Source organism: Luteimonas padinae (assembly GCF_014652935.1).
In the GTDB taxonomy this organism is placed as follows: domain Bacteria; phylum Pseudomonadota; class Gammaproteobacteria; order Xanthomonadales; family Xanthomonadaceae; genus Luteimonas; species Luteimonas padinae.
Genome location: NZ_BMZT01000006.1, coordinates 164,140 through 185,147, shown reverse-complemented (window position 1 = coordinate 185,147; position 21,008 = coordinate 164,140). Strand labels below are relative to the sequence as shown.

Here is a 21,008-nt window from a genome sequence, read left to right as displayed (position 1 = left end):
ACCGCGCCCACGGACGGGCGGGCGCCACCGCGCCGGGTACACTTGCCGGATGGACGAGTTGCCCCCCAAGCCACGGCGCGGCCGCGGCATCTACCTGCTGCCCAACCTGTTCACCACCGGCGGACTGTTCGCGGGCTTCTTCGCGATCATCGCCGCCTCGCAGGGGCGCACCGAAGCCGCCTGCATCGCGATCTTCGTCGCCGCCGTCCTCGACGGCCTCGATGGCCGGGTGGCGCGGCTGACCAACACCCAGAGCGAGTTCGGCGTGCAGTACGACTCGCTGGCCGACCTGGTCAGCTTCGGCATGGCGCCGGCGCTGGTGATGTACCACTGGTCGCTGGTGTCGATGAAGCTCGACGGCGCCACTCTCGGCAAGGTCGGCTGGCTGGCGGCCTTCCTGTACGCGGCCTGCGCGGCGCTGCGCCTGGCGCGCTTCAACAGCCAGGTGGGCAAGGTCGACAAGCGCTGGTTCATCGGCCTGGCCAGCCCCGCGGCGGCCGGCATCATGGCCAGTTCGGTGTGGACCTTCCACAGCCTGGACCTCAGCGGCGAGGCGCTGCGCTACGTGGCGCTGGCGATCACCGTGGCGAGCGGCCTGCTGATGGTCAGCCAGTTCCGCTACACCAGCTTCAAGGGCAGCGGCAGCGGGCCGGGTTCTGACCGGGTGCCGTTCTTCGCGCTGCTGCTGGTGGTGGCGGCGCTGATCGCGCTGTGGATCGACCCGCCGAAGACGCTGCTCGCGGTGCTCGGCGTGTATGCGCTGTCGGGCCCGGCGCTGTGGCTGTGGCGCCTGCGCGGTCGCCGCGCGGCGGGTGCGTGATGGCCGCCCTGGCCTGGGATCCGTGGCAGCGCGAGGTGCTGGAGGCCCTGGGCCACCGCGTCTATGCGCGCGCCCCCCGGGCCGCCGACATCGTGCCCGACGACCCACTGGCGCACGCGCTGCTGCGCGCGGCCGGCCGCGGGCCGGAGTCCGCCGACGCCGCGGAACTGCTGCGCGGCCTGCCGCCGCTGGCGGCGCTGCGTGCCGACCCCTCGGCCAAGCGCGCGCTGTGGCCACGCCTGCGCGCGCTGCGCCGCGGAGCCGCGCAGGCGTGAGCGCGGCGGTGGCCGACGCGGTGCGTCCGGTCATGCGGCCGATGCGCGTCGAGGACCTCGACGCGGTGATGGTGGTCGAGCGCCGTGCCTATCCCTGGCCGTGGTCGATCGGGATCTTCCGCGACTGCCTGTTCGCCGGCTATCCCGCCTGGGTGCTGCTCGAGGGCGGGGCGTTCATCGGCCACGGCGTGCTGAGCGTGGCGGCCGACGAGGCCCACGTGCTCAACGTCTGCGTCGACCCGGCCCGCCAGGGCCGCGGCCACGGCCGCATCCTGCTGCGCGCGATGGTGCAGGCCGCCCGCGGCCGCGGCGCCTGCCGCGTGTTCCTGGAGGTGCGGCCGTCCAACCCGGCGGCGATCGCGCTGTACCAGGATGAAGGCTTCAACGAAATCGGCCGCCGCCCGCGCTACTACCCGGCCGACAACAACGGCCGCGAGGATGCGATCGTGATGGCGATGGAGCTGTTGGGGGATTAAGAGCTTTTTTGCCACGGATGAACGCGGATCACGCGGATTTACGCGGATCTGTTCGAGGCAAGGATGTGGAAGGCAGCCGGGATAAAAAGCAGAGCTGGCGGGGTGCGGCACTGGGCCGGGACGGCCGCGTGGATACCGCGACCATATGACGAGACGGCCCGCGCCGACCAGTCACGGTCGAGCGGCACCTTTCGGGTCAGCCCGCCCAACCGTTGGAGTTCATTGCTCTATCCGCGTAAATCCGCGTGATCCGCGTTCATCCGTGGCAAGAGCTTTTTTCCACCGTGGCGCCCGCAGCGCGGACCCTCCACGGACCCGCGCTTCGGTCAGAGCCGGGCGCGCTGGGCGGCCAGGGCCTCGTGCTGGGCGGTCCAGTCGGCCAGGCGGGTGCGCTCCTGTTCGACCACGGCGGCCGGGGCGTTGGCGACGAAGGTTTCGCTGGCGAGCTTGCCCTTCGACTTGGCGAGCTCGCCGGCCACGCGCTTGAGCTCCTTGTCCAGGCGCGCGCGCTCGGCGTCGAGGTCGACCAGGCCTTCCAGCGGCACGAACAGCTTCAACTCGCCGACCAGCGCCGCCGCGGCCGGCGGCGGGTCGCCGGCGATGGCCTCGATGCCTTCGACCCTGGCCAGGAAGCCCAGCTGCGAGCGGAAGCGTTCGATGCGCGCGGCATCGTCGGCATTGCCGCCGGACACCAGCAGGCGCACGGCCTTCGCCGGCGACACGCCCAGTTCGCTGCGGATGCGGCGCAGCGCGGAGATCATCGCCTTCAGCCATTCGATGTCGGCGGCGGCCGCGCTGAAGTCCTGTCCCGCGAAGTCTTCGCTGCGCGGGTAGGCGCGCGCCATGATGCTGCCGCCGGCGATGCCCAGCCGCGGCGCGACCTGCTGCCACAGCTCTTCGGTCACGAAGGGCGTGAGCGGGTGCAGCAGGCAGAGCAGGCGCTCGAGCACGAACAGCAGGGTGTGGCGGGTGCTGGCGGCGGCCTCGGCGTCGCCGCCGTTGAGCGCGGGCTTGGCCAGCTCCACGAACCAGTCGCAGAACTCGTTCCAGGCGAACTCGTACAGGCACTGCGACAGCAGGTCGAAGCGGTAGCTGGCGAAGTGCGCCTCGGCCTCCGCGGTGACGGCGGCGAGGCGGGCGAGGATCCACTGCTCGGGCGCGGTGCGCGCGGCGGGCGCGCCGGCCATGGCCGCCGCGCCTTCGGTGTTCATCAGCACGAAGCGGGTCGCGTTCCACAGCTTGTTGCAGAAGTTCTTGTAGCCCTCGGCGCGGGCGAGGTCGAACTTGATGTCGCGGCCGGGGCCGGCCAGCGCGGCCATGGTGAAGCGCAGCGCGTCGGCGCCGAAGGCGGGGATGCCGTCGGGGAACTCCTTGCGCGTGGCCTTGGCGATCTTCTCCGCCATCTTCGGCTGCATCAGGCCGGCGGTGCGCTTGGCCACCAGGTCGTCGAGGGCGATGCCGTCGATGATGTCCAGCGGGTCGAGGATGTTGCCCTTCGACTTGGACATCTTCTGGCCGTCCTTGTCGCGCACGAGTCCCGTCACGTAGACGTCGCGGAAGGGCAGCTCGCCGGTGAGGTGGTCGCTCAGCATGATCATCCGCGCGACCCAGAAGAAGATGATGTCGAAGCCGGTGACCAGCACGCTGGACGGCAGGAATTCCTCGTAGCCGCGCTCGGCCATCGACTCCGCGTCGGGCCAGCCCAGGGTGCTGAAGGGCCACAGCGCCGACGAGAACCAGGTCTCGAGCACGTCGGAGTCCTGCGACAGCGCGCCGGTGTAGCCGGCGGCGTCGGCCTTCGCGCGCGCCTCGCCCTCGTCGCGGCCGACGAAGATCTCGCCGCCTTCGCCGTACCAGGCCGGGATGCGGTGGCCCCACCAGAGCTGGCGGCTGATGCACCAGTCCTGGATGTTGCCCAGCCAGTGGCGGTAGGTGTTGATCCAGTTTCCGGGGACGAAGCGCACCTGGCCGTCGGCCGCGTCGCTGCCGCCGGCCAGCTCCAGCCCGCGCGCGCCCAGTCCGTCCATGCGCACGAACCACTGGTCGGTCAGCCAGGGCTCGATCACCTGGCCGGTGCGGTCGCCGCGCGGCACCTGCAGCTTGTGCGGCTTCGCCTCCAGCAGCAGGCCCTGCGCGGTGAGGTCGGCCAGCACCGCTTCGCGCGCCTCGTAGCGGTCCATGCCGCGGTAGTGCAGCGGAATGGCGTCGTCGCCGGACACGATCCTGGCGTCGGCGGTCAGCACGTTGATCATCGGCAGGCCGTGGCGCTGGCCCACCGCGTAGTCGTTGAAGTCGTGCGCGGGCGTGACCTTGACCACGCCGGTGCCGAAGTCGCGGTCGACGTAGTCGTCGGTGATCACCGGGATGCGGCGGCCGGTCAGCGGCAGCTCGACGAAGGCCCCGGTCAGCGCGGCGTAGCGCGGATCCTCGGGGTGCACCATGGCCGCGGTGTCGCCGAGCATGGTCTCCGGGCGCGTGGTGGCGACCACGAGGTAGTCGCGCGTCTCGCGCAGGGTCTCGTTGCCCTCGGCGTCGCGCTCGACGTGTTCGTAGCTGCGGCCGTCGGCCAGCGGGTAGCGGATCGACCACAGGTGGCCGTCCTCTTCCTCGCTCACCACTTCCAGGTCGGAGATCGCGGTCTGCAGCACCGGGTCCCAGTTGACCAGGCGCTGGCCGCGGTAGATCAGGCCCTCCTCGTGCATGCGCACGAAGGCCTCGACCACCGCCTTCGAGGCGCCGGGATCCATGGTGAACACGCTGCGTGACCAGTCGCCCGAGGCGCCCATGCGCCGCATCTGGCGCTCGATGGTGTCGCCGGACTGGCCCTTCCACTCCCACACCTTCTCGATGAAGCCATCGCGCCCCAACGAGTCGCGGGTCTCGCCGCGGCCTTCGCGGTCGAGGTTGCGCGCCACCACCATCTCGGTGGCGATGCCAGCGTGGTCGCTGCCCACCTGCCACAGCGTGCGGAAGCCGCGCATGCGGTGGTAGCGGATGAGCGCGTCCTGCAGCGTGTGCTGGAACGCATGGCCCATGTGCAGGGTGCCGGTGACGTTGGGCGGCGGCAGCAGGATGCTGTAGGCCGGGCCGTCGCCGGCGGGCGCGAAGGCGCCGCTGGACTCCCACTGCGCGTAGAGGCGGGATTCGAAGGACCTGGGGTCGTAGCCGGTGGCGAATTCGGTCGTCATGGCGGGTGGGGTCGTTTGCTCGAAGGTCGATTGTAGGAGCGGACATGTCCGCGACCGGGAAGCCGGGCGCCGGGCAAGGCCCTGTGCGTGCCCCGGCCAGGGGGCGGTTACATGTCGTACTTCTTCAGGTCCAGGCCGCGGGCCTTGTACTGCGTCCAGCGTTCGCGCAGCGGCCCGCGCGCGGACTCGTCGGCGGGCACCACTTCCAGCACGCGCTGGAACGCGCCTTCCACCGCCGCGTCGCGCAGGTTCAGCACCAGCGGGCGCAGCGGAACGTCGGCCTCGGGCGGGGCGATCAGCACGTCGGCTTCGTCCTCGCCGCCGTCGTCGCCCTCGTCGTCGAAGCCGGCGCCGGCGATCTGGTGCGGCACGTAGGCGTCCGGGTCGAACGACCACATCAGGTCGTCGAGCTGCTCGGCCTGCGCCATGTCGCGCGCCAGCACCAGCATCGGCTGGCCGGCGGCCAGCGCCTTCTTCGCGAGCTCGCAGACCAGCAGCAGCGGCTCGTCGCGGAAGCGGGGTTTGGCGATCAGGTAGAAATCGGCGCGCATGCAGGAATCCCGGGTCGACGCCGGGGACCGGCCGGCCTTCGCGGACGAAGGCGGGGCCGGCCCCGCGCGGTTTACTGTGCGGCCTGGTCCAGCAGCCACTGCGACAGCAGGCCGACCGGGCGGCCGGTGGCCAGCCCGTTCTTGCCGCTGTGACTGGCGCTGCCGGCGATGTCGAGGTGCGCCCAGCGCTGGCCCTCGGTGAAGCGCGACAGGAAGCAGCCCGCGGTCACCGCGCCGGCCCAGCGGCCGCCGATGTTGTAGACGTCGGCGAAGGTCGAATCCAGCATCGTCTGGTACTCGTCCCACAGCGGCAGGCGCCAGGCGCGGTCGAAGACCTCTTCGCCGGCCGCCAGCAGCTCCTGGCCGAGGTCGTCGTGCTTGGTCATCAGCCCGGTGGCGAAGCTGCCCAGGGCGACCATGCAGGCGCCGGTGAGCGTGGCCACGTCGACCAGGGCCTGCGGCTTGAACTGCTGCGCATAGGTCAGCGCGTCGCACAGGATCAGGCGGCCCTCGGCGTCGGTGTTGCCGACCTCGATGGTCTTGCCGGACATGCTGGTGACGATGTCCGACGGACGGTAGGAATTGCCGTCGATGGCGTTTTCCACCGCCGGCACCACCACCACCAGGTTCACCGGCAGGTCGAGCCCCGCGGCCGCGACGAAGGTGCCCATCACCGAGCCGGCGCCGAGCATGTCGTACTTCATCTCCTCGATGCCGCCCTGGGTCTTCAGGTTGACGCCGCCGGTGTCGAAGGTGATGCCCTTGCCGACCAGCACGTAGGGCTGGGCGTCGCCGCCGTTGTTCCACTTCAGCACGATCAGCTTCGGCGCGTTGGCCGAGCCGCGGGCGACGGCCAGCAGCGAGCCCATGCCGAGCTTGTCCATGTCCTCGCGCTCGAGCACCTCGCAGGAGGCCTTGTCGAACTTCGCGGCGAATTCCTGCGCCTGCTGCGCCAGGTAGGCCGGGTTGCAGATGTTCGGCGGCAGGTGGCCGAGCTCGCGGGTGAAGGCGACGCCGGCGGCGATGGCCTGGCCCTGGGCCAGCGCGGTGGCGTCGGCGCCGGCGATCTCCAGGCGCTCCAGGCCCTTCTCGCCGCGCTTGCGGTTCTTCTCGCCCAGGGTGGCGGTGTAGCGGTAGGCGGCGTGGTCGGCGGCGATCGCGGCCTGGCGGATGGCCCATGCGGCGTCGCGGCCGGGCACCTCGACCTCGGCCAGGCTCAGCAGCGCCGAGCGCACCGGCCCGGTCTTGAGCGCGCGCACGGCATCGGCGATGGCCTTCAGGTACTGCGGCACCGCGAACTTGCCCGGCTCGCCCAGGCCGACCACGAGCACGCGCGGCGCGGTGACGCCGGGCACGTCGTGCAGCATCGCGACCTTGCCCGGGGCGCCGTCGACATCGCCGCGTGCCGCCAGGGCCGTCAGGCGTCCAGCGCTGGCCTCGTCGAGGGCGCGGCCGGCGGGCGTGAAGGTCTTGTCGGTCCAGGCGCCGACCACCACGCAGTCGACGTCGGCGGTGGCGGGGGCGGCGTTGTTCAGGGCGAATTCGAGGGTCATGGGGTCCTGTACTGGGGTTTGGCGTGAAGTGTTCCTTACAATCCGCGGTCCAGAATGCGGCATTGCGCCGCAGCGCCCGTGTCCCGGCGCGGCCCTGGCGGTGTATGGACGAACCCCCGATTCTAATGCAAGGCCGCCCCCGGATGCCGAAGCTCGACCGCTACCTGTTCCGCGAATTCGCCCAGTCCACCTTCGCGGCCCTGGTGGTCCTGATGATCGTGAGCCTGGGTGGCGTGTTCGCCGACGTCCTCGGCGACATCGCCCGCGGCCGCGTCCCGGCCGGCCTGATGCTGTCCCAGCTGGGCCTGATGGTGCTGAACTACCTGCCGCTGATCCTGCCGCTGGGCCTGATGCTGGGCCTGCTGCTGGCGGTGGGCCGGCTGTACCGCGACTCCGAGATGCCGGTGCTGGTGGCCACGGGCGTCGGGCCCCGGCGGCTGCTGCGCCCGGTGATGATGCTGGTGCTGCCGGTGGTGGGCTTCATCGCGGCCTGCTCGCTGTGGCTGGGCCCGTGGGCGAACGACTATTCGCAGCGGATGGTGGCCGAGGGCAACCGCAACCTGCTGCTGGCCGGCCTGGAGGCGGGCCGTTTCGTCGAGCTGCCCGGCGGTGGCGGCGTGGTCTACGTGGGCGCGATGTCCGGCGAGGGCTCGGCCCTGGGCCGGGTGTTCGTCTATCGCCACGACGAGGACCGCATGGACGTCACCACCGCGCGGACCGGCCTGCTGACCGTGGACGGCGCCGAGCGCTACCTGGACCTCGGCGAGGGCTTCCGCGTCGAAGGCCCGCTGGGCGAAGGCCTCGACTTCCGGATGATGCGCTACCAGCGCAACGAGCTGCGCCTGCCCGATGCCCAGACCCGGGCCGCCGAGGACAATCCGGAGTACGCGACCACCCTGGCCCTGCTGTCCGACCCGAGGGTCGAGGCCCGCGCCCAGCTGCATGCGCGCATCGCGCCGCCGCTGTTGGCCCTGGCCTTCGCCCTGCTCGCGGTGCCGCTGGCGCGCAGCCCGCCGCGCCAGGCGCGCTACAGCCGCATCGCCCTGGGCTTCCTGGGCTACGTGGTGGCGATGAACTTCATGTCCCTGGGCACCCGCTGGATCGAGGACGGCAAGCTGCCGTCGGCGCTGGGGCTGTGGTGGCTGGTGCTGCCGCTGCTGGCGTTCGGGGCCTGGATGTACTTCCGCGACGGCCAGGTGGCCGTGCCCCGCCGGCGCCGCGGCGCGGAGGCGGCGCGATGATGCCCTTCCCGAAGATCCACGACCTCCACGTCGCGCGCGTCGTGGTCGCCACCGTGCTCCTGGTCTGGACGGTGCTGGTGGGCCTCGATGCCGTGCTGGCGGCGGCCGACGAGGTCAAGAACATGGGGCAGGGCAACTACGGCTTCGTCAGCGGCCTGACATACGTCGCCTACACGCTGCCGCGCCGCGCCTACACCATGTTCCCGACCGCGGCGGTGATCGGCGCGCTGATGGGCCTGGGCCAGCTGGCGGCCACCTCCGAGCTGACCGCGCTGCGCGCGTTGGGCGTGTCGCGGCCCCGGCTGAGCCTCTCGGTCGCGGCGCCGCTGGCCCTGCTGACCGCGCTGATGATGCTCAGCGGCGAGACCCTGGGGCCGGGCGCGCAGCGCAGCGCCGACGCCATGCGCGCCGCCGCGCGCTCCAACGACGTGATCGTGGCGCAGTACTCGGGCCTCTGGGCGCGCGAGGGCAACACCTTCCTCAACGCCCGCGACGGCCAGGAGCGCGCCGAGGGCGGCGAGGCCTGGCTCGAGCTCAACGACGTGCGCATGTTCGAGTTCGATGCCGACGGCCGCCTGGAATCGATCGCCAACGTCGGCCTGGCCGAACACCGCAGCGGCGGCTGGCTGCTGCGCGACGTGCGCCGGGTGAGCTTCGAGGAGCGCGCGGTGACCGAGGTGCGGGTGGACGAGGAGCGCTGGGAATCACGCCTGGATGCGGCGGCGCTGGCCGCGAGCGCCGGCGGCGCGTTCCGCCCGCGCTACATGTCCGCGCGCGAACTGGCCCAGGGCATCGAGTACCGCAAGCGCAACGCGCTCGACGCCAGCGAGTACGAGGAGCACTACTGGGCGCGCTGGTTCTACCCGGTCAACGTGCTGGCGCTGTGCCTGGCGGCGATCCCGTTCGCCTTCGGCTCGCTGCGCAGTGGCGGCCTGGGGAGGCGGCTGTTCATCGGCGTGGTGTTCGCGCTGGGCTTCTGGATGCTGCAGAACCAGGTCGCGAAGCTCGCCGCGGTGTACGGCTTCGACTACCGCATCGCCTACGCGCTGCCGCCGCTGCTGATGCTCACCGTGTCCTGGCTGCTGTTCCGCCGCCGCAGCGGCTGAGCGCGCCGCGGTTGCGCCGTCCGTGCGCCGCGTTGGAGAATCCGCCACGTCGCGGGCTGGCAGCTCCAGGGTCCGCGGCAGGGGAGATCCGCGGCGACGCCGCGGGGGCTGGGGCGACACCACAGGGAGAAACTGCAATGCACAGCACCATGCGAGTGGGCGCCGCCGCGGCGGTGTTCGTCGGCGCCGGCCTGTTCGTGGCCGGGGATGCCGATGCGCGCCGCGGGGCGCAGGCCAAGGACACGCCGGCCTGGATGAACGCCGAGGGCGAAGTGACCGATTCGGCCGCCGTCGAGGCGGGTTACGGCGAGACGGTGAAGGGCCTCAACGACTGGGAGGGCGAGATCACCGGCAAGCCGGCGCCCGGGAGCAAGTTCACCCAGCTGCAGATCGGCATGCCGATGAAGCAGGTGACCGACATCATCGGCGAGCCCACCGACCAGGGCGTCTACGTCACCGGCAAGGCCTTCATCCCGTTCTACTTCGGCTCCGACCGCCACCGCTACGAGATGGCCTACAAGGGCCAGGGCCGGCTGGTGTTCGCGGGCAAGGCTGGGACAGCGGCGGCAACCTCATCTGGATCATCCACAACAAGGATGATTCCGGGTATCGCGAATAAGCGCGCGCACCTGCGGCATGAGACCCGAGGCCCCGCTTGATGCGGGGCCTTTTTTTGTCCGGACGATTTCCGGGCGAATGCGTACGCGGCGCGACGCTGTCTCTTCGAGCGGGCGCGCGCCGCGGGAGGCGGCTGGCGAGGGGAGTGCTCCGCCCCGCCGCCAGCCATCCATGGCTGGAAGCGGGGGCGTGGACCATCCCTGGTCCACTCTCCGCACTCCCCTCGCCATCCACCTCCCGCACGACCGATATCGGCTTCGGGTCGAGCCGACCGAGCGCGGCATCGGCCACCGGTGCTGGAGATCAGTCCGCGGGCCGACGCAGGAGGACGGTGTCCTGGTGCCGCTGGATGCCCCCAGGCAGGTACGCCACCACTTCTAGCGTGTTCGACCAGTGCGCCTCGACGTAATTGCGCGTATGGAAGGTGGTCTGGTAGAAGCCGGGCAATCCATCCAGCTTGATGCGGCGCTTGCGGGTAGTCCGGAATACGATGCCGTGGCGCTGGAGCCGTTCGAGTTCCTCTTCGCTGCATGATCCGGTGGCGAACTCGCCGTGCGTGGTCGCCAGCAGCAGGCCGCCCGGCCTGAGGAGGCGCCGGATTTCGCCGAGCCAGGCATCCTGCATCGGCTCGTCGAGATGGGTGAACAGCGAGATGCAGTAGACGGCGTCGAAGGTGCCCGGCGGAAATGCACTCGGGGGATGCGGGTCGCCGCGGAGGAATCGTGCAATGTCGGCCGCGTGCTCCTGTCCCCAGGACACGGCCTCGTCATCGATGTCGACGCAGGTCAGCCGCATCGTGGGATGCAGGTCCTTCAACCAGCGTGCCACCCGTCCGGGTCCAGAACCGAGGTCGAGGACGTCCTTCCCGTGAAGCGTCGGCCCTGCGGCTGCAAAGGCGTTGCTGATCGAGGATGCGACGTCACGTCCGGTGGCCACGTACTCCGCGATGTCGAACGAACGGTGGACGCGGTATCTCAGGTGGGGAGGCGGCAGGTCGGACGCCTGCGGCTCCGATGCCAGGGCGTTGCGAAGGGCCTGCCGGTATTGCAGGTAGCGCACCAGGCCGACCGCCTCGTCCACCCCCGGAACCGCCTTCAGGGCGTCTTTCAGTGCGTTGTCCAATCCGTGCCTCAATGGTCGATAGCGCTCGCGGCCTACCAGTGCGAGCCGGACGGATGATAACCGCACGTGCGATTGCTACCACTCCGTAAGCCCTGTCCAGGGCTTCGTAAAGTGGCGCTGCGACGGATCGCACCGCCTGTCGAAGTCGCGACGTCCAGACTCGCGAAGCGGGGCGCTGCGAGGGGGATATGGACAGCGCACAAGGACGTGCGCGGTAGGCGCTTCAGCCATGGGTGAGCGGGGGCTGCTCGCGCGGCACTGCCGCGCAGCCCACGCGAACGCCCGGCGCGCTGCGCCGGGCAGGACCGGGCCGCGAATGCGGCACGGGCTGATGCGCCGGTCCGTATCCTCCTCGCAGTGACACGCCTCTCCCCGAAAACGAACATCTTCACTCCACACAGCCGCGCGTTTCCTGCCTATGCACACCCGAGCCCGGCCCGGACAGCGCTCCTTGCAGGTTTGAATCCCGCGCCGCCCACCCCGACAATGGCGCCCCCTGACTCCCGGCGGCCCGAACCCATGTCCATCCTACGCATGACCGACCTCGACCTTGCCGGCAAGCGCGTGCTGGTCCGCCAGGACCTCAACGTGCCGGTGGCCGAGGGCCGCGTGACCTCCGACCAGCGCATCCTGGCCTCGCTGCCGACCCTGCGCGCGCTGCTCGACGCCGGCGCCGCGGTGATGGTGATGTCGCACCTGGGCCGCCCGACGGAGGGCACCTGGAGCGAGGCCGATTCGCTGGCGCCGGTGGCGGCGCGGCTGTCGGAGCTGCTCGGCCGCGAGGTGCCGCTGGTGCGCGACTACCTCGACGGCGTCGACGTCGCCCCCGGCCAGCTGGTGCTGCTCGAGAATTGCCGCATGAACGCCGGCGAGAAGGCCGACGATGAAGCGCTTTCGAAGCGTTATGCGGCGCTGTGCGACGTGTTCGTGATGGATGCCTTCGGCACCGCGCACCGCGCCCAGGCTTCGACCCACGGCGTGATCCGCCACGCCGCGCAGGCCGCCGGCGGCCCGCTGCTGATGGCCGAGCTGGACGCGCTGGGCCGTGCGCTGCAGGACCCGGCGCGGCCGATGCTGGCGATCGTGGCCGGCTCCAAGGTCTCGACCAAGCTCGAGCTGCTGTCCTCGCTGGTGGGCAAGGTCGACCAGCTGATCGTCGGCGGCGGCATTGCCAACACCTTCATCGCCGCCGCCGGCCACGGCGTCGGCAAGTCGCTGTACGAGGCCGACCTGGTCGAGACCGCGAAGAAGATCATGGCCGAGGCCCGCGCCCGCGGCGCCGACATCCCGGTGCCCACCGACGTGGTCGTGGCCACCGCCTTCGCCGCCGACGCGCCGGCCACGGTCAAGCCGGTCGATGCCATCGGCGACGACGACCTGGTGCTCGACATCGGCCCCGACACCGCGAAGCGCTACGCGGCGATGATCGCCGACGCCGGCACCGTGGTCTGGAACGGGCCCGTGGGCGTGTTCGAGTTCGACGCCTTCGGCCGCGGCACCGAGGCGCTGGCGCGCGCGATCGCCGCTTCGAAGGCGTTTTCGATCGCCGGCGGCGGCGACACCCTGGCCGCGGTCGACAAGTACGGCATCGCCGATGGCGTGTCCTACATCTCCACCGGCGGCGGCGCCTTCCTCGAGTTCCTCGAAGGCAAGGAGCTGCCGGCGGTCGCGGCGCTGGAGCAGCGCGCGGGCTGAGTGCGCGAAGCGCGCCGCGGCGCCTGCCGCACGGCGTTGCGCTCGGCTAGCATGGGGCATTCCCAGCAGCCGAGCGCGAGCCCTCCGATGTCCGAATACCGCCGCGGTACCCGCATCCTCGCCACCCTCGGCCCGGCGACGGATGCGCCCGGCGTGCTCGACGAGCTGGTGCGCGCGGGCGTCAACGCGGTACGCCTGAACCTGTCGCACGGCGTCCCCGACGACCACGTCCGCCGCGCGCGCGAGGTCCGCGAGGCCGCGGCGCGCGCCGGCGTCGAGGTCGGCATCCTCGCCGACCTGCCGGGGCCCAAGATCCGCATCGAACGCTTCGTCGAGGGCCGCGTGCAGCTGCGTGCCGGCGAGCGCTTCGACCTGCACGCGCGCACCGGCGCCGCGCCGGGCGATGCCACCGGCGTTGGCGTGAGCTACCTCGGCCTGCCCGGTGACGTCGCCCCCGGCGACGTGCTGCTGCTCGACGACGGCATGGTGCAGCTGCGGGTGCAGGCGGTGGACGGCGCGACCATCCGGACCGTGGTGCTCAACGACGGCGTGCTGTCCGACCGCAAGGGACTCAACAAGCAGGGCGGTGGCCTGTCGCTGGGCGCGATCACCGACCACGATCGCGAGCTGATCAGGGTGGCCGCGGACATCGGCGTCGACTTCATCGCGGTCTCGTTCTGCCGCAACGCGGCCGACATGGAGGAAGCGCGGCGCGTGGCGCGCTCGCACGGCAGCGATGCGGCGCTGGTGTCGAAGATCGAGCGCGCCGAGGCGATCGCCAACCTGGGCGAGATCATCGACGCCAGCGACGTGGTGATGGTCGCCCGCGGCGACCTGGGCGTGGAGATCGGCGACGCGGAGCTGCCGGGCATCCAGAAGAAGATCATCCGCGAGACCCTGGCCCGCAACCGGGTGGTGATCACGGCCACGCAGATGCTGCAGTCGATGGTGGAAAGCCCTATGCCCACGCGCGCCGAGGTGCTGGACGTGGCCAACGCGGTGATCGACGGCACCGACGCGGTGATGCTGTCGGCCGAGACCGCCGCGGGCGCCTGGCCGGTGGCCGCGGTGCAGGCGATGAGCCGGGTCTGCGTCGGCGCCGAACGCCAGTTCGAGCACGACACCGACTTCGAGCAGGCCCAGCGCGGCCTGCAGCGCGCCGACCAGGCGATCGCGATGGCGGCAATGTTCCTCAGCGAGCACATCGGCGTGGCCGCGATCGTGGCCATGACCGAGTCCGGCGGCACCGCGCGCTTTCTGTCGCGCTTCCGCTCCAGCGCCCCGATCTACGCGTTTTCCCGCCACGCAGGCGCCCGGCGCAGAATGAGCCTGATGCGCGACGTGTTCCCGATGGCGCACGACAGCCGCGGCCAGGGCGCGCGCGAGGCCGCGCGCGACGCCCTCGGCCTGCTGGTGGCCGCCGGCCTGCTGTCGTCCGGCGACCGCGTGGTGTTCACCAGTGGCGAGACCATGGAGACCCACGGCGCCACCAACACCCTGCGCCTGCTGCAGGTGGGCGAAGACGGCGCCGCCCAGGGCCTGGGCACCCTCTGACCCCGCACCTCCCCCTGACCCGCAAATGCACTGCAGGAGCAGCTATAGCTGCGACCTGCGTCAAGGCAGGGCCGGGTCGCAGCTATAGCTGCTCCTACAGTGGAGGGCGTCGGGCCGGGTCGCAGCTATAGCTGCTCCTACAGTGTGGGGGTGGGGCGGGGGGGAGCAGGCGGGCCAATGCCCGGCAAGCGCGGCTATAATGTGCGGCCCTGCCGCCTGCCCGAGAATCAGACGAATGAGCATCGAACAGCTTGCCGAAACCGCCCTCGCCATGGTCGCCCCGGGCAAGGGCATCATCGCGATCGACGAGTCCACCGGCACCATCGCCAAGCGCTTTGCCGGCGTCGGCATCGAGAACACCGAGGAGAACCGCCGCGCCTACCGCGAGCTGCTCCTGTCCACGCCGAAGCTCAACGAGTACATCAGCGGCGCGATCCTGTTCGACGAGACCATCCGCCAGAAGACGAAGGATGGCGTGCCGTTCGCCAAGTACATGGCCGACAACGGCATGATCCCGGGCATCAAGGTCGACAAGGGCACCCATGCCCTGGCCGGCTTCCCGGGCGAGGTGGTGACCGAGGGCCTGGACGGCCTGCGCGCGCGCCTGGAGGAGTACTACAAGCTCGGCGCCCGCTTCGCCAAGTGGCGCGCGGTGATCAACATCGGCGACGACATCCCGTCCGGCACCTGCATCGAGGCCAACGCCCACGCGCTGGCGCGCTACGCCGCGCTGTGCCAGGAGCAGGGCCTGGTGCCGATGGTGGAGCCGGAAGTGATCATGGACGGCAACCACGACATCGAGACCTGCTACGAGGTCAGCGAGGTCACCCTGCGCGCGCTGTTCGACGCCCTGTACAACCAGAACGTGGCGCTGGAAGGCACGATCCTGAAGGCCTCGATGGTGCTGCCGGGCAAGGACTGCGACGAGCAGGCCAGCGTCGACGAAGTGGCCGAAGCCACCCTGATGTGCCTGAAGTCGGCGGTGCCGGCGATCCTGCCGGGCATCGTGTTCCTGTCCGGCGGCCAGTCCGACGACGACGCCACCGCGCACCTGGACGCGATGAACCGCATGGGCCCGAACCCGTGGCCGCTGTCGTTCTCCTACGGCCGCGCCATGCAGTCGGCGGCGCTGAAGCTGTGGTCGCAGGACCTGACCGGCAACTACGCCGCCGCCCAGGCCACCGTGTACGAGCGCGCCAAGGCCAACGGCCTGGCCGCGCTGGGGCAGTGGACCCGCGGCTGAGCGGGTTTCCCGCAGGACCCGGAAAGGGGCGGCCTCTCGGCCGCCCTTTTTGTTTCCGGCCGGTCCCCGCGAGTGGCTCAGGGCAGCCCGGCCAGCCAGTCGTCGTCGCTGCCTTCGGCCACGCCCTCGAACAGCGGGGTGGAGAAGTAGCGCTCGCCGGTATCCGGCAGCATCGCCAGGATCACCGCGCCCTGTGCGGCGTCCTTCGCCACCTGCAGCGCCGCGGCCACCGTGGCGCCGGCGGAGATGCCGGTGAAGATGCCTTCCTCCGCCGCCAGCCGGCGCGCGGTCGCGATGGCCTCGTCGTCGCTGACCGACAGCACGCGGTTGGCCACCTCGCGGTTGAGCACTTCGGGCACGAAGTCCGGGGTCCAGCCCTGGATCCTGTGGGGGGTGAACTCCCCGCCCTGGAGCAGGGCCGCCACCGCCGGCTCGGCGGCCACGACCTCGACCTCCGGGCGCCCCAGCTTCAGCATCTCGCCCACGCCGGTCAGGGTGCCGCCGGTGCCCCAGCCGCTGACGAAGTGGTCCAGCCTGCGACCGGCGAAGTCCTGCAGGATCTCGGCCGCGGTGGTGTTGCGGTGCCAGGCGGGATTGGCCGGGTTGGCGAACTGGCTGGCCAGGAACCAGCCGTGCTCGTCGGCCAGCTCCTTTGCGCGCTTCACCATGCCGGTGCCGCGCTCGGCGGCCGGGGTCAGGATCACGCGGGCGCCGTAGGCGCGCATCAGCTTGCGGCGCTCGACCGAGAAGGACTCGGCCATGGTGGCCACGAAGGGATAGCCGCGCGCGGCGCAGACCATCGCCAGCGCGACGCCGGTGTTGCCCGAGGTCGCCTCGACCACGGTGTCACCCGGCTTGAGCACGCCGCGCCGTTCGGCGTCGAGGATGATGGCCAGCGCCAGCCGGTCCTTCACCGAGCCGCCGGGATTGAAGGATTCGACCTTCGCGTAGATGGACACGCCTTCCGGCGCGATGCGGTTCAGGCGGACCACCGGGGTCCGGCCGATGGTGTCGAGGATGCTGTCGTGGATCATGAACGTCGTCCTGGTGTGGGGAGGGACGCATTCCAGAGTGCGCCGTAACGCACGGGCGCGCCAGCGGTTGACCGCAACGCGGCGTCCCGCGCCCGGGCCTGATGGCACACGAGGCCGACACGGGCGGTCGATAGAATCACCGGCTTCACCTGCCGACCCCACCGACTCCCCGATGCCCCACGCCGTGCCCACCCCCCGGTTCGCCCGCAAGGCCTGCTGCGCCGCCCTGCTCGCCCTGGCCCTCGCCGCCTGCTCGGCCGGGGAGGACGGTCCGGGCGGCGGCGGGCCGGCGGCGGCGGTGGTGACGACCACGACCGTCGCCGTGCGCCCGTTCAACGACCGCATCCGCGCCCTGGGCACGGTGCAGGCCCGCGAATCGGTCGAGGTCACGGCCAAGGTCAGCGAGGTCGTCGAGCGCGTGCACTTCGAGAGCGGGGACGTGGTCGCGGCCGGGGCGCCGCTGGTCACGCTCAGCGGGCAGCAGCAGCAGGCGGCGCTCGCCGCCGCGCGCGCGACCGCGGACGAGGCCGACCGCATGCTCAAGCGCCAGCAGGAGCTGGCCAACCAGCAGCTGATCGCCAGCGCCACCCTCGACACCCAGCGCGCCACCCGCGACAGCGCGCTGGCCCAGGTGCGCCAGATCCAGGCCAACCTGGCCGACCGCACCATCCGCGCGCCGTTCGGCGGCGTGCTCGGCGTGCGCCAGGTCAGCCCGGGCGCGCTGATCACGCCCGGCACCGTCATCGCCACCCTCGACGACCTGTCGTCGGTGTACGTCGATTTCCCGGTGCCCGAAGCGCAGCTGGCCAACGTCGCGGTGGGCCAGCGCATCACCGGCACCAGCACGGCCTGGCGCGGGCGCGGCTTCGAGGGCGTGGTCAGCAACGTCGGCTCGCGCGTCGATCCGGCCAGCCGCGCGTTCAGCGTGCGCGCCGATTTCGCCAATCCGGAGCGCCTGCTGCGCCCGGGCATGCTGCTGGAGATCGAGCTCGAGCGCGCCGAGCGCGAGGCGCTGCTGGTGCCCGAGATCGCCGTGGTCCAGGTCGGCCGCGACACCTTCGTCTATCGCGTCCGTCCCGACGACACCGTGGAGCAGGTGACGGTGGCGATCGGCTCGCGCGTGGCCGGCCAGGCCGAGGTCACCGCGGGCCTGGCGGAAGGCGACCGCATCGTGGTCGACGGCACCGGCAAGCTGCGCCCGGGCGGCAGCATCGTCGAGGCCGGCAGCGGCGCCGACGGCGACACCGGCGAGACCACCGAAGAAGCCAGCGGGGGCTGAGCCATGCTGCTGTCCGACCTCTCGATCAAGCGGCCCGTCTTCGCGACGGTGATGAGCCTGCTGCTGATGGTGATCGGCGTGATGGCGTTCTCGCGCCTGACCCTGCGCGAACTGCCGGCCATCGACCCGCCGATCGTGTCGGTGGACGTTAACTATCCGGGCGCCTCGGCCGCGGTGGTCGAGACCCGCATCACCCAGGTGCTCGAGGACGCGCTGTCGGGCATCGAGGGCATCGAGACCATCCAGTCGCGCAGCCGCAACGGGCGCTCGTCGGTGACCCTGGAGTTCACCCTGAACCGCGACATCGAGGCCGCCGCCAACGACGTCCGCGACGCGATCAGCGGCGTCGCCGATCGCCTGCCCGACGAGGCCGACGCGCCCGAGGTCGAGAAGGCCGACAGCGACTCGGACACCATCATCTGGCTCAACATGAGCTCGACGACGATGGATACGCTGCAGCTGTCGGACTACGCCGACCGCTACATCGTCGACCGCCTGTCGAGCCTGGACGGCGTGGCCCAGGTGCGCATCGGCGGCCGCCAGCGCTACGCGATGCGCGTGTGGCTCGACAGCGCGGCGATGGCCGCGCGCGGCATCACCGCCAACGACATCGAATCCGTGCTGCGCGCCGAGAACGTCGAGCTGCCGGCGGGCCGCCTGGAGTCGGGCAGCCGCGACTTCACCCTGCGCGTGGAGCGCAGCTACGTCGAGCCGCGCGACTTCGCCGCCATGCCGCTGCGCAAGGGCGCCGACGGTTACGTGGTGCGCTTGGGCGACGTGGCGGAAATCGAGCTGGCCTCGGCCGAGCGCCGCGCGTACTACCACAGCAACGGCCAGCCCAACATCGGCCTGGGCATCGTCAAGACCTCGACCGCGAACGCGCTGGACGTGACCCGTGCCGCGCGCGCGGCCGCCGACGAGATCCAGAAGTCGCTGCCGGAGGGCACCGACATCTTCGTGGCCTTCGACGACACGGTCTTCATCGAGGCCTCGATCGAGCGCGTGTACTGGACGTTGCTGGAGGCGGTGGCGCTGGTGCTGGTGGTGATCTGGCTGTTCCTGGGCAGTTTCCGCGCGGCACTGATCCCGGCGGTGACGGTGCCGGTCTGCCTGCTGGCGGCCTTCATCCCGCTGCTGGTGTTCGGCTACTCGATCAACCTGCTGACCCTGCTGGCGCTGGTGCTGGCCATCGGCCTGGTGGTGGACGATGCGATCGTGGTGCTGGAGAACATCCAGCGCCGCGTCGACCTCGGCGAGCCGCGGCTGGTGGCCTCGGTGCGCGGCACGCGCCAGGTGGCCTTCGCGGTGATAGCCACCACCACGGTGCTGGTGGCGGTGTTCCTGCCGGTGGGCTTCATGGAGGGCAACACCGGGCGCCTGTTCCGCGAGCTGTCGGTGGCGCTGGCGGGCGCGGTGGCGCTGTCGGCCTTCGTCGCGCTGACGCTGACGCCGATGATGGCCTCGAAGATGGTGCGCCCGCACAGCGAGGAGAAGTCGAACCCGGTCAACCGCTGGTTCAATGCGCGCCTGGAATCGGTGACCACGGCCTATGGCCGCCGACTCGAGGCGATGTCGGGCGCGCGCCCGGCCAGGGTGGCCGGCGGCGTGCTGCTGGTGATGGCCGCCTGCCTCGCGGCCGCGTGGGGGCTGATGCGCCTGGTGCCGTCGGAGCTGGCGCCGGCCGAGGACCGCGGCTCGTTCTTCGTGTCGATCATCGGGCCCGAGGGCGCCGGCTTCGATTACACCGTGCAGCAGGTGCGCGAGGTCGAGAAGGTCTTCGCCCGCCGCGTGGCCGAAGAGGGCAGCGCGATCCGCCGCTACAACACCCGCGCGCCCGGCGGCTGGGGCGCGAGCGAGGAAATGCACTCGGGCAACGTCATCGTCTTCCTCGAAGACTGGGACAAGCGCGAACAGAGCACGGCCGAGGTGGCCGACTCGCTGCGCGCCGAACTGGGCACGCTCAGCGGCGTGCAGGCGCAGCCGCGCGTGGGCGGCGGCCTGGTCGGCAGCCGCGGCCAGCCGATCCAGATGGTGCTGGGCGGGCCCGAGTACGCCGAGATCGCGCAGTGGCGCGACGTCGTCATGCAGCGCATGGAAGAGCACCCCGGCTTCTTCTCGGTCGACTCCGACTACAAGGAGACCCGCCCGCAGATGCGCGTGAACATCGACCGCGTGCGCGCCTCCGACCTCGGCGTCAGTGTCACCGACATCGGCCGCGCGCTGGAGACGATGATGGGCGGCCGCCGCGTCACCACTTTCGTGCAGGAAGGCGAGGAGTACGACGTGGTGGTGCAGGCCGGCCGCGACGGCCGCGCCGAGCCGGCGGACCTGGCCGCGATCGAGGTGCGTTCGCGCAGCGGCGAACTGGTGCCGCTGTCGAACCTGGTGACGCTCAGCGAACTGGCCGAGCCGGGCAGCCTCAACCGCTTCGACCGCATGCGCGCGATCACCATCAGCGCCGGCCTCGCGCCGGGCTACCCGATGGGCGAGGCGCTGGCCTTCCTCGACGAGGTGGTGCGCGCCGAGTTGCCCGACTATGCGCAGGTCGCGTGGAAGGGCGAGAGCCGCGAGTTCACCAAGGCCGGCGGCGCAGTGCTGCTGACCTTCGCGATGGCGCTTCTGGTGGTGTACCTGGTGATGGCGGCGCAGTTCGAGAGCTTCGTGCATCCGTTCGTGATCATGCTGACGGTGCCGCTGGCGGTGCTGGGCGCGCTGATCGGCCTGGCGCTGACCGGGGGCACGCTCAACCTCTTCAGCCAGATCGGCGTGGTGATGCTGATCGGCCTGGCGGCCAAGAACGGCATCCTGATCGTCGAGTTCGCCAACCAGCTGCGCGACGAAGGGCGCAGCGTGGCCCAGGCCATCGTCGAATCCTCGACCGTGCGCCTGCGTCCGATCCTGATGACCGCGATCGCGACCGCGGCGGGCGCGCTGCCGCTGGTGCTCGCCGGCGGACCAGGCTCGGCCAGCCGCGCGACCATCGGCGTGGTGATCATCGCCGGCGTCGCGTTCTCGACCCTGCTGTCGCTGTTCGTGGTGCCCGCGTTCTACACCCTGTTCGCGCCGTTCACGCGCTCGCCGCAGGCGGTCGCGCACGAGCTGGAGCGCCAGGAACGCGAGGTGCCGCCGGTGGGCGGACACGCCTGAATCATGGGCCGCCGGACGGCGGCCCTTTCGCGCTGGCGTCCGGATCGTGGAGAATCGGGCGGGTTCCGGTCGGGGGAGGTCCTGGTGCCGGTGCACTGAAACCCAT

The 21,008-nt window shown here is 71.2% G+C and carries 15 protein-coding genes and 1 pseudogene; 11 read left to right on the top strand and 5 right to left on the bottom strand.

Annotation, left to right across the window (positions count from 1 at the left end):
* The first annotated feature begins 49 nt into the window (after window positions 1–49).
* The 3 genes from pssA to rimI are packed head-to-tail and all read left to right on the top strand — an operon-like array spanning window position 50 to window position 1,571.
* Window positions 50–820: a CDP-diacylglycerol--serine O-phosphatidyltransferase gene (pssA, locus tag IE168_RS08775; RefSeq protein ID WP_189497306.1), complete on the top strand. Its 771-nt coding sequence runs from the start codon at window positions 50–52 to the stop codon at window positions 818–820.
* Window positions 820–1,095 carry a hypothetical protein gene (locus IE168_RS14525; RefSeq protein ID WP_229823290.1) on the top strand — a complete coding sequence of 92 codons (276 nt, stop codon included), beginning with the start codon at window positions 820–822 and terminating at the stop codon, window positions 1,093–1,095. Before pssA ends, IE168_RS14525 begins: the two co-directional genes overlap by 1 nt.
* A 32-nt stretch (window positions 1,096–1,127) precedes the next feature.
* Entirely contained in the window at window positions 1,128–1,571 is a 444-nt protein-coding gene (rimI, locus tag IE168_RS08765) for a ribosomal protein S18-alanine N-acetyltransferase (protein WP_189497418.1), read from the top strand.
* A 326-nt stretch (window positions 1,572–1,897) separates the two neighbouring features.
* Here rimI and IE168_RS08760 read toward each other — a convergent pair whose 3' ends face one another.
* The 3 genes from IE168_RS08760 to IE168_RS08750 all read right to left on the bottom strand — a co-directional run bounded on the left by IE168_RS08760 (window position 1,898) and on the right by IE168_RS08750 (window position 6,863).
* Window positions 1,898–4,759 (bottom strand): valine--tRNA ligase, encoded by a 2,862-nt coding sequence (locus tag IE168_RS08760; protein WP_189497304.1) that lies wholly within the window; start codon window positions 4,757–4,759, stop codon window positions 1,898–1,900.
* Between the two features lie 107 nt (window positions 4,760–4,866).
* Complete coding sequence (locus tag IE168_RS08755; protein WP_189497303.1) at window positions 4,867–5,310, bottom strand: DNA polymerase III subunit chi; 444 nt, start codon at window positions 5,308–5,310, stop codon at window positions 4,867–4,869.
* A gap of 71 nt (window positions 5,311–5,381) precedes the next feature.
* Entirely contained in the window at window positions 5,382–6,863 is a 1,482-nt protein-coding gene (locus IE168_RS08750) for a leucyl aminopeptidase (RefSeq protein WP_189497301.1), read from the bottom strand.
* A gap of 143 nt (window positions 6,864–7,006) precedes the next feature.
* On the opposite strand from IE168_RS08750, the gene lptF reads away from it, so the two are divergent.
* The 3 genes and pseudogenes from lptF (at window position 7,007) to IE168_RS08735 (ending at window position 9,829) form a co-directional block, all read left to right on the top strand.
* Window positions 7,007–8,104: an LPS export ABC transporter permease LptF gene (gene lptF, locus IE168_RS08745; protein ID WP_189497416.1), complete on the top strand. Its 1,098-nt coding sequence runs from the start codon at window positions 7,007–7,009 to the stop codon at window positions 8,102–8,104.
* The gene (lptG, locus tag IE168_RS08740; RefSeq protein WP_189497300.1) at window positions 8,101–9,210 is read left to right on the top strand and encodes an LPS export ABC transporter permease LptG; all 1,110 of its coding nucleotides are present in this window, start codon (window positions 8,101–8,103) and stop codon (window positions 9,208–9,210) included. Before lptF ends, lptG begins: the two co-directional genes overlap by 4 nt.
* 191 nt (window positions 9,211–9,401) lie before the next feature.
* Window positions 9,402–9,829: pseudogene (locus tag IE168_RS08735) on the top strand (hypothetical protein).
* A 302-nt stretch (window positions 9,830–10,131) separates the two neighbouring features.
* On the opposite strand, the gene IE168_RS08730 reads toward IE168_RS08735, so the two are convergent.
* Window positions 10,132–10,950 carry a class I SAM-dependent methyltransferase gene (locus tag IE168_RS08730; RefSeq protein ID WP_189497297.1) on the bottom strand — a complete coding sequence of 273 codons (819 nt, stop codon included), beginning with the start codon at window positions 10,948–10,950 and terminating at the stop codon, window positions 10,132–10,134.
* Between the two features lie 519 nt (window positions 10,951–11,469).
* On the opposite strand from IE168_RS08730, the gene IE168_RS08725 reads away from it, so the two are divergent.
* The 3 genes from IE168_RS08725 (at window position 11,470) to IE168_RS08715 (ending at window position 15,442) form a co-directional block, all read left to right on the top strand.
* Window positions 11,470–12,645, top strand: a complete 1,176-nt coding sequence (locus tag IE168_RS08725; RefSeq protein WP_189497295.1) for a phosphoglycerate kinase — start codon at window positions 11,470–11,472, stop codon at window positions 12,643–12,645.
* Window positions 12,646–12,732: 87 nt separating this feature from the next.
* On the top strand, window positions 12,733–14,199 hold the full coding sequence (pyk, locus tag IE168_RS08720; RefSeq protein WP_189497293.1) for a pyruvate kinase: 1,467 nt from the start codon (window positions 12,733–12,735) through the stop codon (window positions 14,197–14,199).
* 235 nt (window positions 14,200–14,434) lie between these two features.
* Window positions 14,435–15,442, top strand: coding sequence for a class I fructose-bisphosphate aldolase (locus IE168_RS08715; protein WP_189497291.1), 1,008 nt, complete (start codon window positions 14,435–14,437; stop codon window positions 15,440–15,442).
* 77 nt (window positions 15,443–15,519) lie between these two features.
* Here the strand turns inward: IE168_RS08715 and cysK are convergent, their stop codons facing one another.
* Complete coding sequence (gene cysK, locus IE168_RS08710) at window positions 15,520–16,476, bottom strand: cysteine synthase A (protein WP_189497284.1); 957 nt, start codon at window positions 16,474–16,476, stop codon at window positions 15,520–15,522.
* A 172-nt stretch (window positions 16,477–16,648) separates the two neighbouring features.
* Between cysK and IE168_RS08705 the strand changes: the two genes are divergently transcribed.
* Window positions 16,649–17,755, top strand: a complete 1,107-nt coding sequence (locus tag IE168_RS08705; RefSeq protein WP_189497282.1) for an efflux RND transporter periplasmic adaptor subunit — start codon at window positions 16,649–16,651, stop codon at window positions 17,753–17,755.
* A gap of 3 nt (window positions 17,756–17,758) precedes the next feature.
* The gene (locus IE168_RS08700) at window positions 17,759–20,902 is read left to right on the top strand and encodes an efflux RND transporter permease subunit (RefSeq protein WP_189497280.1); all 3,144 of its coding nucleotides are present in this window, start codon (window positions 17,759–17,761) and stop codon (window positions 20,900–20,902) included.
* The last annotated feature ends 106 nt before the right edge of the window (window positions 20,903–21,008 follow it).